This is a genomic window from Cohnella phaseoli (assembly GCF_003386235.1).
Taxonomy (GTDB): domain Bacteria; phylum Bacillota; class Bacilli; order Paenibacillales; family Paenibacillaceae; genus Cohnella; species Cohnella phaseoli.
In genome coordinates this window covers 287527-301623 of the sequence record NZ_QRDZ01000005.1, presented here as the reverse complement: position 1 = coordinate 301623, position 14097 = coordinate 287527, and the positions used below count along the sequence as shown (strand labels likewise).

Sequence of the window (14097 nt, the reverse complement as noted above, 5' to 3'; positions counted from 1 at the left end):
GGCCAGTCCCGCCGCAATGCAGCGGAACTTGCCCAAGGTCTTTTATCCCTCGCGGTGTAATGCGGCGCGAGCCGCAACCGGCTTCGCTCGGTTCGGCGAGTTCGGCGCTGTTGCGCGCCAGACTCCCGGCTCCCTAGAAGCCCTTCCGTTTGATGTTAGATTGTACCTTGACTCGCAGAGAATGGCAAGACATTTTTATCTCCCATTTTCATCTCCTGTTTGTTCCTCTTCGAAGACCCATCGAGGCGACCGTCATTCCCTCATCAATACGCGTTCCCGCCGTCGACAAGCGACGCGGCCGTGTCGTAATCGATCGCGAGGTCCGCCGCGGACAAGCTGTCCAGCAGATGCTCCTTTTTCTTGCAGCCGACGATCGGGAATACCGGGAACGGATGGGCCAGCAAATAAGCGAGCGCAACCTGCGTCGAGGTAGAGCCGAGTTCGCGGGCCAGCCGCTCGGTCCGTTCCAGACGGGCGAAGTTCGTCTCGTTATAGTAAGAGCGGCCGACTCCGCTGCCGGACAATTCCGCCGCCGTCTCCCGGCGATGCTTACCGCTAAAAAAACCGTTCGCCTGCGAGCTGTACGGAACGGCCGCGATTCCGGTGCGGCGATGCCATTCGACGAACTCCGCGTCGGTGACGACTTGCGTCGGGTCCGGGATCGCGCCCGGATTGATCTCCGCCAGATTCCACAGATTTTGCACGGCAACGAAGCCGGTATAGCCTTTGCCGACAGCGTATTCGTTGGCCTGCTCGACGCGCGCGATCGTCCAGTTCGAGCAACCGTAATAACGGATTTTGCCTTCGCGGACGAACCGCTCCAACGTCTCTACGATCGTCTCTACCGGAACGGTAGGATCGTCTCTGTGCAAATAGTATAGATCGATATGATCGGTGCCCAATCGGCGCAGACTGCCTTCCAGATCTGCGGTCATATCCGCAGGAGTGATTCTGGGGACCGTCATCGTCTCCAACCGCGGATGTCCGCCTTTCGTGGCGACGATCAGGTCGTTGCGGTTACCGCGCGACTTCATCCATTTTCCGAGAAACCTTTCGCTGCTGCTAGGCTCGATAGGCAGCCAGTTGGCGTACACTTCGGCCGTATCCAGAAAGTTGCCTCCGCGATCCGTATACAGATTCAGCAGCTCCTCCGATTCCTTCTCCGGAACGGAAGCTCCAAGATCGGCGGTTCCCAGGCTGATGACGGATGCGACGAGATCGGTGCGAGTGATCGTCTTCATTTTCATTGGCGGCAAGCTCCTTCCAACTTATACGGATTTCTATATTAGCGTTTCTATGATTATATCATTCTCGCCTCTCCCGTCGCCGGCAAAATAGAATATCCGATCCTCTCGCGAATACGCGCAAAACGGGATCGACCCAAGCCCCGGATCATCATCGATCCGAGCCCTTGCGGACAATCCCGTTGGCATCGAATGGAGCTGCGCTTAATGCAGGTCCGGAAGCATCGGACGGTTCGCCTCCAGCAATTCGTCGACGAGCGCCTTGATCCGGTCGATCGGCAGCTCGGCGGACGTATGCGGATCGAGCAGCGCGGCATGGTAGACATGCTCCTTCTTGCCCGTCAGCACCGCCTCTACCGCCAGCAGCTGCATATTGACGTTGGTCCGGTTCAAAGCGGCAAGCTGCGGCGGAAGAGCACCGAAGCGAGTCGGCGTAATTCCGTTGGCGTCCACGAGACAAGGCACCTCCACGCAAGCCTCTTCCGGCAGGTTGGAGATGAGGCCGCCGGTGTTGAGCACATTGCCGGCAATCGAGAAAGGCACGTTCGTCTCCATCGCTTCCATGATGTAAGAAGCGTATTCGTGCGTTCGCACATGCGAGATTGACCGGTCGTTCACCAGCTCGTTCATCACCTTGTCCCAATATTGCTGTCTGCTGCCGCCCCAGCCTTTGTAATTTTCCGTCGGGATGTTGTAGCGTTCGAGCAGCTCCGGATAGGCGCTCTTGAGAAAATAAGGCACATATTCCGCGCTATGCATGCTCGACTCCGTCACATAATAGCCGAACGTGTTCATCATCTCGTAACGGACCCTATCGTCGTGAGGACCCGACCGCTCAGCCGCCCGCCGTTTGATCTCCGGGTACAGGTCCTCGCCGCCGCGAGTAATGTCTAGCAGCCAAGCCTGATGGTTGATGCCGGCGATACGCCAGCGCACGCCTTCGGCGCTCATGCCGAGCCCTTCGAGCAGTTCGCTTGCGCACACCTGCACGCTGTGGCACAGCCCTACCGTTTTGACGCCCGTTCCCCGCAGCATCGCCCCTGTCAGGATCGCCATCGGATTCGTATAGTTCAGAAACCAGGCGTCGGGACACAGCTCCTCCATATCCCTCGCAAACTCCAGCATCGGGCCTGCCGTTCGCAGCGCCCGCATCAGGCCGCCGACGCCGAGCGTGTCCGCATACGTCTGTTTGATCCCGTATTTTCGCGGAATCTCGTGATCTCCCATAATGTACGGCTCAAAAGCTCCGGCCGTAATCGCGTTGACGACATAGGTCGCGCCTTTCAACGCTTCACGGCGGTCGGCATACGCTTTAACCGTCGCTTGGCCGCCGAGATTGGCGTTCAAGTTTTGCAGCATCGTCTCCGATTCTTTCAACCGCTGCAGGTCGATGTCGTGCAAAGCGAGATGCGCATCCGCCAAGGCGGGCGTCAGCATGCAGTCTCCCAGCACGTTTTTGGCGAATATGGTGCTGCCCGCTCCGATAAAGGCGATTTTCAGCATCGTTTCTCTCCGCTCCCCATCTATTGTATTTTTATCCTTTCACGCTGCCCATGACGATCCCTTCGGCAAAATGCTTCTGCAGGAACGGATAGACGAGCAGCACCGGCAGCATCGCAACGAACACCTGCGCCGCCTTCGACGTACGATCGGAAATTTCCGCCCATCTGGCAACGTCGGCCGCCGTCATCAGCGCCATATCGCGACCGACGATGACGGTCTGCAAATAGCTCTGCAGCGGATAGTGCTCCGGCCTGTTCATGAGAATCAGTCCCTCGAACCACGAGTTCCAGTGCGTGACGATGCAGAACAGCGTCAGCGTGGCGACTGCGGGAGCCGACAATGGAACGGCGATGCGCCAGAGCGCCTGCCAACGGCCCGCCCCGTCGATCTCGGCCGCCTCCTCGATCTCGTCCGGCAGCGACTTGAAAAAGTTGAGCAGCAGAATCACATTGAAAATAGGAACCGCGCCCGGCAAAATCAGCGCCCAGAACGTATCGATAATTCCCGTCATTTTGATCGTCATAAACCAGGGAATCAGTCCGCCGCTGAACAGCATCGTCAGCACGAAATACCAGGCGTACGCATTGCGAAAGCGAAAATGCTTTCGCTCTTTGGACAACGGGTATGCGACGAGAATCGTCAGCAGCATGTTCAGCGGCATCCCGACCGCGACCCGCAGCACGGAAATCAGGAACGCGTCGCCGAACTCCGGCTTGCCGATGACGAAGGCATACGACTTCAGACTGAAATCGACCGGCCACAGCGTAACCTCCCCCGCGGCGACGGCCGAGCTGGAGCTGAAGGAAATCGCCAGCACGTTCAGCAGGGGAAGCAGGCAAGCGGCTGCCGTCGCCGCTAGAAACAAATAGTTGAACACGACGAACAGCTTCCTGCCAGTAGAAGCCCGAGCCATGACGTTTCCTCCTCTCTTAGAAAATCCGATAACCCGTCAGTCGATAAGCGAGCATGTAGGACGCCCCGACCATGACCAACGATACGACCGATTTGAACAGTCCGACCGCCGTCGCCACGCCGTAGTTGGCATTCTCGATGCCGATCCGGTACACCAGCGTATCGATGATGTCCCCGGTCTTGTACACTTGCGGACTGTACAGATTAAAAATTTGATCAAAGCCCGCATTCAGCACGTTGCCGAGGCTAAGCACCGACATCAGCACGATGATCGGCAGCAGGGCGGGCAGCGTTACGCTTAACGTCTGGCGGATTCTCCCCGCTCCGTCCATCTCCGCCGCCTCGTACAGCGCCGGGTTGATGCCCGCCAGCGCCGCCAGATAGACGATCGTGCCATAGCCGAATTCCTTCCACGTATCGGAGACGACCATCGTGAACGGGAACCAGCCGGGATTGCCGAGAAAATATACCGAAGGCAGTCCGAGCCAGCCCAGCAGACCGTTCACGATCCCCTCGGACGGCGACAAGATGTCGATCAGAATACCGCTCAGAATGACCCACGACAGAAAATGCGGGAAATACACGATCGTCTGAATGCTGCGTTTGAACAGCCGATTTTTCGCCTCGTTCAGCAGCAGCGCGAACGTCACCGGAACGACGATACCCGCCGTCATTTTCATTGCCGCAATCAGAAACGTATTCCCCAGCACTCGGGCGATATCGGGCATGCGCAGCATGTATTCGAAATTTTGCCAGCCGACCCAAGGAGACAGGAACATTCCTTTGGAAGGCACGAGCCGTTCGAATGCCATTATGATTCCGGCCATCGGAATATAGCTGTAGATAAACACCAGCACGAATCCCGGCAAAATCATCAAATGCAAAGGCAGTTCCCGGAAGCTTCTGCTTTTCATGCGTTATCCGCCTCTTCCTTGCCGAGCCTAAGCGTCCGCCTTAGCGCGACGCCTGCCACTCGTTTACTTCCCCGGTAATCGTTCCTCCGCCCAGATCGTTCCACTGAGCCGCGAAATCGTCGAACTCGTCGATCGAACCGCCCATAATGATGCGGGTAAACGCTTGAAGCTGAAGCTTCTGCAGCGTGGCGTTGTTGTCCGTCATTCCCTGCGTCGGAGCGCCGAAATAGGCGTCGTCCATCAGGAAACCGTTCGTCTCGTAGCCGTTGATCGCCGCCAGCGAGCCTTCCTCTCCGTACATGCGCTCATTGCCCCACAGACTGTTGTCTCCGCCCCGGTAAGCGACGATGTTGTCGTAGTACCCTTTCTCCTCCGCGTTCAGCTTGGACGGATCGTTCGCGTCGAGCGCCTGAACGACGTGCAGATGCGCGTCCAGATTTTTGCGCGGCGCCTCTCCGTACAGCAGCGCATAGTCGAACAGCGCAAGTCCGTTGCCGTCCACGTTGTATACGTCAGGCTGCGCGCTTGCTCCCCACAGCTTCTCCAAGCCGAAGTTCAGCAGCTTGACGGCGGCCTCCGGATTTTTCGCGCCCTTCTTCACGACATAGTACTTGCTGATTGCGAACGGCACCTGCGCCTTGGCCGGCTGATCGTCCGCCGACGGAAGCGGCAGCGCCTTCCACTGCATGTCGGGATTGGCGTTCTTCGCGTCCTGCAGCCAGCCTACGTTCCAGAAGAAACCGTAGAACAGGCCGAGCTTGCCGGAGGTCGCCGATTCGTTCACCTTGGAGGCGTCCTTCGTGCCGAATTCCTTGTCGAGCCATCCGTTCTTGTACATCTCCTGCAGCTTGGCCAGCGCCGCCTTCGTCTCCGGCCGGACGCTTCCGTAAGCCAGCTTGCCCGCTTCGTCCTTCACCCAGATGTTCGGATAAGCGTGGAAGCCGTTAAAGAAGCCCTCCATACCGGCGTAAAAGCCGAAAATGTCCTTGTTGATGCCCAGTCCGTACGTATCGGCCTTGCTGTTGCCGTCCGGATCACGCGCAACGAAGGCCTCGGCGGTCGCGACCACGTCGTCGATCGTCTTCGGCTCGGGCAGGCCCAGCTTCTCCAGCCAATCGGTGCGTACCCACAGCACATGCGTCTGGCCGAGACCGGAGCTCATGCTTGGCAGCGCATACAGCTTGCCGTCGAAGGTGGCGGATTTCAGCGCGTTCCCGCCGTCCTCGTTCATAATCTTTTTCGTAAAATCGGAGCCGTACTGCTCATAGACCGCAGTCAGATCCTCGACCTGTCCGTCCTGAACGAGACGCTTGAGCTGCGAGGCGTTTACCGGCATGATGTCCGGCAGATCGTCCGTCGCGATCGCGATGTTCAGCTTCTGGTCGTATTGCGCCGCCGGCGCGGTCCACAGATAGTCGACGGCGATGCCCAGCTCGCTCTCGTAGGCGCGCGACCAGACGTTATTGTCGATGGACTCGCCTTCGTTGAATTTCATCCCTTCCGAAATCGCCCGAACGGCCGATACCCGAATCGGAGACTCGTATTTGCCGAGCGGATCGGCCGGAGCAGAGGCCGAGGCTGATGCCGAAGCGTTCGGCGAGCTTGCCGCGGGGCTTGACTCCCCGGACGGGCTGCCGCCGTTGTCGCCGCTGCATGCGGACAACAGCGAGAGCAGCAGAGCGGAAGCGGTAATAGCCGATATTCCTTGTTTAAGGTTCATGCGAATGGCTCCCCTTTGCGTTGACTTAGCTTCTTCGTCATTATAGCAAGCGGCCCGAAGCCGGTGTGAGCGAGGCTTTTCCGCGTCTTGTAGGAGAATTATCCGGGCTCTTATCGTTCCCCGAATCGTCGTCCTACCGATTTCGGATCGTATTCCCGTGTAAGCGAAAAAGGAGCGACTCCCCGTTCCGTCCCGGAGGCTGCTCCTCTTCCTTCGTTAAGCCCGATCCGCAAACTGCTGCCGGTATTCGGACGGAAGCAGACCCGTCTGCTCCTTGAACATTTTGCTAAAATAGCGCTGGTCCGCGAATCCGCATTTCTCGGCGACGATGTACACCGGATAGTTGGTCTGCAGCAGCATGTCCCGCGCCGCGTAGACGCTAATATGCTGAAGAAACTGCGTAAACGTCATGCGGGTAATGTCGCGGAAGCAGGTGCTGAAATAGCTTTTGCTCAGATTGACGCTTTGGCTGATCTCTCCCTGCCTCTCGTGGCTCCCCGGACGTTCGGCGATGCGGTCGACGGCTTTGAGAATTGCCTGGATGACGTCCTCCGAATATTGGGAGCGGCGAAGCCAGCGCAGTATCGCATCGCGCAGCCGCTCCAGCCATGAAGGAAGCGCGCCCTGCTCCGGCAACGGGTGCTCCTCCCATACGAATTGGGGCAATCTCAGCCGCCAGCCTTCGACGGCGGCCTCCAGCGTCCGGCTCAACTCGGCTCCTCCGTCGACGTCCGCATCGCGCAATGTCGCCCCCATCGCAGCAAAGCCGGCTTCTTCCGCGATCCAGCCGACTCCAGCGGACAACTCCGCGAATCGGCGCATAGCCTCGATAGGCCGAGTGGAGGTTACAGGCTCGACCCGTCTGCTTTCTCGAACCGTCCTGCTGATCCGCTCCATCGCGGCGTTCATATCCATGTTTTCCAGCTGGGTTTTTACGATATAATCGATCGCTCCGAGGCGAAGCGCTTCCTGAATATAGTCGAAATCCTGATGGCAGGTCAGAATGACGACCTTGATGCCGGGATGCTCCCGCTGCAGAAGCTTGGTCAGTTCCAGCCCCGACATGCCCGGCATCGTAATATCCGCCAGCAGCAGATCGACCGGCTCCCTGCGGACGAAATCCAGCGCCTTCTCCGCAGTCGCCGCTTCTCCCGCAAGCTCTATGCCGTAGGTCTCCCACGGGACGATCAGCCTGAGCCCTTTGCGAACCAAGCTTTCGTCATCCACGATCAGCGCTTTGATCTTGTCCATGACGGGTCCCCTCCCTTCATCTCGTCCGGCAGCCGAATCGTCACGCGCGTGCCTTCGCCTGGCGCACTCTCCATCGTCAGCGTCGCCTCCTCGCCGTAATAGACGGATAGCATCTGCTTCACGTAGCGCAGACCGATACCGAGCCCGGATTTGCGGTCGCCGCTCGCTTCCAGCATGTCGGCAAGCTTGTCGTCCGGAATGCCCTTGCCGTTGTCGCTAACCTGCAGCAATAGCGTCCTGTCTTCCCTAGAGATCGTCACGTCGATCGCGCCAACCTCGTCTCCGTCGAAGCCGTGATAAAGCGCGTTCTCCACGAGCGGCTGCAAAATAAACCTCGGAATCGGAATGTCGAGCGCATCCTCGCCGATATCCAGGCGCACGTTGAAAATGTGGTCGTAACGAATATTTTGCAGCTCGATGTAGTCGCGGACTGCATCGGCTTCTTCGCGTACGGTTACGATGATCGTTTTTTTGCCGAGATTATAGTGCAGTACCCGCGTAAACACCGATACGAGCGTGGCGATATTAGCCTGTCCTTGAATGCGCGCGAGCCATTGAATCGTATTTAGCGTATTGTGCAGGAAATGAGGGTTGATCTGCACGAGCAGCTTCTCGACCTCCAGCTGACCTCTGCGCTTCTCCTTGTCCTCGATATCGAGAATCAGCTCGGCGATGCGCCTCCCCATCGCCTGAAAATTGTCGAGTATGCGATCAAACTCGGGAAGCCCGGTAGCCGCCGTCTTCGCAGGCGTCTGATTGTAGCTGAACCTGGAAATTTCGCGGTTAATGATCCGGATCGGCCGATAGACCATACGCCAGATCAGCCAGGCCAATGATATGCCGGCAAGCAGCGACAGCGAAGCGAACAGCGCGAATTGCTTCAGCCACTTGTTCATCTCCCTATCGTAGTCGGATCTGGGAATAAGCTGGTACAGCGTCCAGCCGTGCCTGCCCTCCGCCCGGAACGTCTGGTACTGTCCCGCGGGCTGCCGGAACGGTTTTCCGACGATTTCGGTCTCCGCACGAAAATTGCCGTATACGACGCGGCCGTCGGGGCCGACAAGCGCATGGTACACGGGAAAAGCTCTGCCCGAATCGCCCCTCGGCTCCGTCTCGAACAGCGATTCCAGCCCGCCGATTCCCGTCTCGATGTAGGCGTACAGAAACTTCCCCTGCCCATAGTCCAACTTTCGCAGCAAGGAAAACACCGGCTCCCCATCCCTTTCCTCAGCCTTGGAAAAATGCGGGCCGTAATACGTAAACGCCTTCTGTTTGTAGAACGGGGTTAACACTTCCAGTGAGAACGAGATCGGGCCGGTCAAGTTGGGGAATAGCAGAGGCTCCTCCAGCTGAGGTGCGTAGAAGAACATCGCTCCGAGATTCGGATTGGAGAAATTGACGTTGGCGATTGAATCGGTAATATCGCGATAGAGCATGGAGCGCTCGTAGGAATCGCCGCTGGAGATAAAGCGCACGACCTCGCGGCCGATTCCTCCTTCGACGTCCAGCAGTTGCGAGACTCGAGCCAGCTCCTCCAGCTTGCGCTCCAACTCGTCCCGCTCCCGCTCGGCTTTCTCGACCCATTCGGTTTCTATTTTTTCCGTCTGAACGATATAGATCCATCTGTAAGAAATGTAGCCGATCAGCACGATCGGAATGGCTGCGGCGAGAATAAGCAGCAGCGCGAGCTTTGATCTGAGGGAGCGAAACGGCATGCGGCGCAGCGCGGTATTCATGATGCGGACCTCCCCTGGCGGCAGATGCTTATTCCTCCCATTATAGCTCATGCGTCCGCGGGCGTGGTTCGGTCATTTTATGGAATTGGGGGGAGTACGATACGGAGATACGGAGATACGACGTTAAGCAGACGGAAGGGGCTGTTCCATAAGCAGAGTTGCTTGAGATAATCGATCAATAAAGTAAGGGGTATGTACCTCCTGTAGATGCCTCATACGCTCTCGAAATCACCTTGTCACGGGTTTCCCCATTCAGATTTCGGGAGTGTATAGCATCGGAAGGAGGTACATACCCCTTGCACCTTTAGCATCGATTATCTTTCACAGCAACTCGGTTAGCTTATCGGGCAGCCCCCGTCATGATTGATTGTGTCCGCTCAGTCCTTCCGGCCTGCGGCTCCGCCGACGGGATTCGCCAGCAGTTGCAGCAGCGAAACCGGAAGTTCGTCCGGGGCGAACGTTCCCGCTCTCCCGGCCAAGTCGTCTTCGTCCGGCTCGCGGTCGATCTGGACGGACTGATAGATTTTATACAATAAACCCATTACTTGCTCCTCCTTTATCGTTAAAGATCGTTGTCAGGATCGGGCAGCTCCGCTTGCGGCAAGCTTGACGAACTCGCTTCCGAACCGTCTGCACGTTTCCGCCTCCTCCGTCGAAGGAGACAATTCCACTTTCAGTCCGGGCAGCACTACATCCGCCCCCGTCTCCCTCAGTTTGTTGATCAACAGGTCCACCGCTGCGCCGTATTCCGGGTAACAGGAATCGCAAGATCCGAAAACCGCCGCTTTGCGTCCCGTCAACCGGATGTCGTCCATCTCCTCGTAAAAATCCAGAAACTCGTCGGGCAGCTCTCCGTCTCCCCACGTATACGCTCCGAGCAGAACGGCGTCGTACCTCTCCAACTCGGAGGCATTGGCATCCATCACCGATTTGACGACGACTTCGCCGCCTTCCGAACGGATGCCTGCAGCGATCGCATCGGCCATCTCCTCCGTGTTGCCCGTCATGCTCGCGTAGATCAGAACGATGTCCGCCAAAGCCGCAGTCTCCTCTCTTGCCGTCCGCCGCCTCCAAAGCAGCATCACGTTGTAGGTGTCTATAGTATTCCGAAAGGAATGGGTGCCTTTGGTGCAATGCGTATCCTCAAGTCTGGCTTTCTCGGTAATATCATAAGTGATAATGATTATCATTGTCAATATTGATTGATAAGCTTTTTCCACAGTGCATGGCTAAATTTCGCAGCGTTAGGATGAGATGAGCAAAGCTGGCGGAGTGACTTGTCGATAATGCGCAGGCGTCCCCGATACCTCATGGTAAACAAGGCGGGTTTCCCGCTTTAATTTCAGCTATCGGGCAGATTCGGCGGGATTAAAGCGGAGTACCCGCTTTATTTTTCGGAAAATCGGCTTTTTTCGAATTTAAGCTGGAAAATCCACTCTATTTTTTTCAAAATGGCTCATTTCGCAAATTTAAGATCGATTTTCCGCTTTAGCGTATTGACGTCCAACCGGCTTTTCCCAGCGGAAAATAGCCGATCTCCCCCGTCGCAGCGCTTAGATTGGATTTTCGAATCAGGAGTTGTCGGGTGTGAAACGCAATCGGCACAATAAAGTCTGCTTTGCAAAGCTCCCCTTAATCATCTATAATGCGAAATAAATGATAATCATTCTCATTCAAGGAGAAAAGAATATGAGCCTCTTGAAACACGCGGACAGCGATGCGGCGGCGGATTCAGTACGGAGCTCTCTTGAGAAAATTCGCGAATACGTGGCCGAGCATTACGACGAGCCGTTAACGCTGGAACAGCTGGCCGGCATGACGTCGCTCAGTCCCAAATATTTCGGAGAGCTGTTCAAAAAACAGTTCGGCCAAAGCGTAACCGACTATGTAACGGAAGTTCGAATCAGTCAGGCCAAACGCTATTTACGCGACACGGACGGACTGCTGCGCGACATCGCGCGCAAAGTCGGCTACGCCGACGAGTTTTATTTCAGCCGCAAATTCAAAAAGGAAGTAGGGGTTCCCCCTTCCGCCTACACGCGTAGCGCAACAAGACGGATCGCCGCCCTGTCCCCGTCTTCCGTCGGATACTTGCTTGCGCTCGGAATAGTTCCGGTCGCCGCCCCGATTGATGCCAAATGGACTCCCTATTACTATCACACCTACTATTCCCGTATTTCGATTCATCTCAAGCAAGGGGAAATGGATGCGACGGACGCCGACAACGCACTGTTGAGAGGCCGGCCCGACGCTGTGATCGGCTATGAACAGCCGAGAAGCCCGCGCCTGCTGGCGGCTCTTGAACGGCGCTCCCTCCCGCTGTTCGTACCGGATCGTCAGCTCGGCTGGGAGGTCCAGCTTCGTCAGATCGCCGAGTTTCTGGACGCCCAAGGACGCTGCGAGGCCTGGATAACCGCTTACCGCCGCAAAGCCGAGCAAGCGCGCGAGCTCGTCGGTCAAGCGGTCGGCCGCGATACGTTCGTCGTCCTGCGTTTATGCGGGAACAACTTTTATCTCTACTGCAATCGGGGGATTCGCGATGTCGTCTACCACGACCTGCAGCTCCGCGCCGCTTGCCTGAAAGCCGATGTGTATAATGAAAAAATCAGTCTCCGGCAGCTTAAAAGCCTTAATCCCGACCGCATTTTGCTGCTGGTCTGTCCGGACGACGAGACGCGGACGGCCTGGCTGGCCCTTCAACATTCGGCGGAATGGCGCACTCTTGCCGCGGTGAGCGGCGGCCGGGTTTATTCGATACCATCCGATCCCTGGTTCGAGTATTCCGCCTTCTCGATTAATCGCATGTTGAATGAAATGCTGATGATGTTTACCGGAAAATGTCCAAACGACGATCTGGAATACGTCCATGGAGACGGGAGACGCTCTGAATTATAATCATTTGGTGAGAATGATTATCATTTAGAGGGGGATTTCCGTGTTTTCCAGTTATCGCAATTTGTCTGCCCGGCTCGGGAGAATCGGCCTGCTTTCCGCGCTTGGCGCGCTGCTCGTCGCCGGCTTGCTGACCGCCTGCAGCTCCAGCAACAGCTCCGAACCTGCAGGCTCATCCGTCGCCGCTTCCTCCCCGGAGGTAACGGCATCCTCGTCGTCCGAAAGCGTCCCTTCCCCAGCGGCCGAGCCTTCAGCCGCACCTGCATATCCCCAAACCTTCCAGGACGAATTGGGACACGAGGTGAAGCTGCCTGCCGTTCCCGTAAAGATTTTCGCTCCCGGCATGGAAGATTCGCTGCTCGTGCTAGGCGTCAAGCCGACAGCCCAATGGGCCAACGGAGACATCGTGCCCGTATACTTGCAGGAACAGCTCGGCGACGTAGCTAAGGCGGATTTCTCCGCAGGGCTGCCTACTCCCGAGGTCGTCGCCTCGTACAAACCGGACCTTATCGTGCTGGGCAACTCGTATTATGCGGATAACGGCGTATACGAGCAGTACGCGAAAATTGCGCCGACCTATGCGTTTAAGCAATCCTCCTCCGATCTTAACGGCTCCCTGCGCAAGCTCGGCGAGCTATTAGGCAAGTCGCAGGAAGCTGAGCAAGCTCTGAGCGATTATCAGCGTAAGGTTGAGGAGGCGCGAATCAAGCTGGCTCCGGTGGCGGAAGGAAAAAAAGCCGTAATCATCCGCATGAACGATAGAGGCATCTTCCTGATGGGCGGAGATTATTACGGCGGTTACGTGTTGGCCCAGGATTTGGGCTTTGGCAAGATTAAGTTCGTCGAGAAGGAGAGCAGCGCGGATTTGTCGCTGGAGATGCTGCCGGAGCTGGATGCGGACTATATTTTCATCGCCAACCATGCCGGTACGGGCGACGCATTCCTGAAGGAGCTGGAGAGCAGTCCGCTATGGAGGAACCTTCCTGCGGTTAAGGAAGATCGAGTATTCAAGATCGCGAATGACGCATGGCTGAACGGCGGCCTGATCGCGGGCGGCAACGTCATCGATGAAGTCGTCGAGCTGCTGGCGCCATGAGCGAAGTGAAGCGCTCCGCGTTGAGCGTCAATTATTGCGAAGAGCATCGACTGTTGGCGCAAAGAAACGGACGGGAATACCGCATTCTAATCGCTATGCCGACGGAGCCTCCTCCGCCTGGCGGCTACCCGGTCCTCTATGCGCTGGATGGGGACGCTACCTTCCTGACAATGGCGGAGGCGACGCGGCTGCAGACGCGCAAGCCTCACGGCTTCGATCCCGCCGTCGTCGTCGGCATCGGTTATCCGTCCGGCGAGCCCTTCGACATGAGCCGGCGCTGCTACGATTTCACGATGCCCGCCGAGGAAGGCACGCTGCCGGAAAGACCGGACGGGAGACCGTGGCCGGAGAACGGAGGGGCCGACTTGTTCCTGGACTTTCTGGAACATGATCTGCTGCCGTTCATAGCCGGACTCTTCCCGGTCGATGCGTCCAGGCGGACGCTGTTCGGCCACTCGCTCGGCGGCCTGTTCGTGCTGCATGCCTTGTTCTCGCAGCCTTCGCTGTTCTCTCGCTACGCAGCGGGAAGCCCGTCGATCTGGTGGGGCAACGGCGCGATTCTGGAACAATTCGACGCCTTCGTCCGCCGCTTCGACGGCCGGCTTCCGTCCGTTCGCCTGCTGTTCACCCTCGGGGCCGAAGAACTGAGCGACATGGTCGAAGACGCGGAGAAGCTGTTCGCCAAGCTTCAGCCGTTCAAGGACGACAACGGCGGTTTCCGTCCGGAGTTCGTCAAATTTCCCGAGGAGGAGCACGTCAGCGTGCTTCCTGCGGCGATTAGCCGCGTCGTTAAGTTCGGCCTGAGTTGAGTGTCGGGGATAGTCGAAGA

12 protein-coding genes are annotated in these 14097 nt (G+C 57.4%); 3 read left to right on the top strand and 9 right to left on the bottom strand.

Annotated elements, in window-relative coordinates:
- Positions 1-263: 263 nt before the first annotated feature.
- The 9 genes from DFP98_RS08870 to DFP98_RS08835 form a co-directional block, all read right to left on the bottom strand.
- Positions 264-1247 carry an aldo/keto reductase gene (locus DFP98_RS08870; RefSeq protein WP_116060208.1) on the bottom strand — a complete coding sequence of 328 codons (984 nt, stop codon included), beginning with the start codon at positions 1245-1247 and terminating at the stop codon, positions 264-266.
- Between the two features lie 201 nt (positions 1248-1448).
- A complete protein-coding gene (melA, locus tag DFP98_RS08865; RefSeq protein WP_116060207.1) occupies positions 1449-2747 on the bottom strand; it encodes an alpha-glucosidase/alpha-galactosidase in 1299 nt (432 codons plus the stop codon).
- A gap of 31 nt (positions 2748-2778) precedes the next feature.
- A complete protein-coding gene (locus tag DFP98_RS08860) occupies positions 2779-3660 on the bottom strand; it encodes a carbohydrate ABC transporter permease (protein ID WP_116060206.1) in 882 nt (293 codons plus the stop codon).
- Positions 3661-3676: 16 nt separating this feature from the next.
- Positions 3677-4573 carry an ABC transporter permease gene (locus DFP98_RS08855; RefSeq protein WP_116060205.1) on the bottom strand — a complete coding sequence of 299 codons (897 nt, stop codon included), beginning with the start codon at positions 4571-4573 and terminating at the stop codon, positions 3677-3679.
- 40 nt (positions 4574-4613) lie between these two features.
- Positions 4614-6293: an extracellular solute-binding protein gene (locus tag DFP98_RS08850; RefSeq protein ID WP_116060204.1), complete on the bottom strand. Its 1680-nt coding sequence runs from the start codon at positions 6291-6293 to the stop codon at positions 4614-4616.
- Between the two features lie 216 nt (positions 6294-6509).
- Positions 6510-7544, bottom strand: coding sequence for a response regulator transcription factor (locus DFP98_RS08845; protein ID WP_116060203.1), 1035 nt, complete (start codon positions 7542-7544; stop codon positions 6510-6512).
- On the bottom strand, positions 7523-9280 hold the full coding sequence (locus DFP98_RS08840) for a sensor histidine kinase (protein ID WP_181917577.1): 1758 nt from the start codon (positions 9278-9280) through the stop codon (positions 7523-7525). The genes DFP98_RS08845 and DFP98_RS08840 overlap by 22 nt, the downstream gene beginning before the upstream one ends.
- Before the next feature lie 377 nt (positions 9281-9657).
- On the bottom strand, positions 9658-9822 hold the full coding sequence (locus DFP98_RS39000; RefSeq protein ID WP_181917576.1) for a hypothetical protein: 165 nt from the start codon (positions 9820-9822) through the stop codon (positions 9658-9660).
- Between the two features lie 33 nt (positions 9823-9855).
- A complete protein-coding gene (locus DFP98_RS08835; RefSeq protein ID WP_116060201.1) occupies positions 9856-10317 on the bottom strand; it encodes a flavodoxin in 462 nt (153 codons plus the stop codon).
- Positions 10318-10969: 652 nt separating this feature from the next.
- Between DFP98_RS08835 and DFP98_RS08830 the strand changes: the two genes are divergently transcribed.
- Genes DFP98_RS08830 through DFP98_RS08820 form a run of 3 tightly spaced genes read left to right on the top strand, consistent with a single transcriptional unit; the run spans position 10970 to position 14077 of the window.
- Positions 10970-12175 carry a helix-turn-helix domain-containing protein gene (locus tag DFP98_RS08830; RefSeq protein ID WP_116060200.1) on the top strand — a complete coding sequence of 402 codons (1206 nt, stop codon included), beginning with the start codon at positions 10970-10972 and terminating at the stop codon, positions 12173-12175.
- Between the two features lie 40 nt (positions 12176-12215).
- The gene (locus DFP98_RS08825) at positions 12216-13268 is read left to right on the top strand and encodes an ABC transporter substrate-binding protein (protein WP_116060199.1); all 1053 of its coding nucleotides are present in this window, start codon (positions 12216-12218) and stop codon (positions 13266-13268) included.
- Entirely contained in the window at positions 13265-14077 is an 813-nt protein-coding gene (locus DFP98_RS08820; RefSeq protein WP_116060198.1) for an alpha/beta hydrolase, read from the top strand. The genes DFP98_RS08825 and DFP98_RS08820 overlap by 4 nt, the downstream gene beginning before the upstream one ends.
- Positions 14078-14097: the final 20 nt, after the last annotated feature.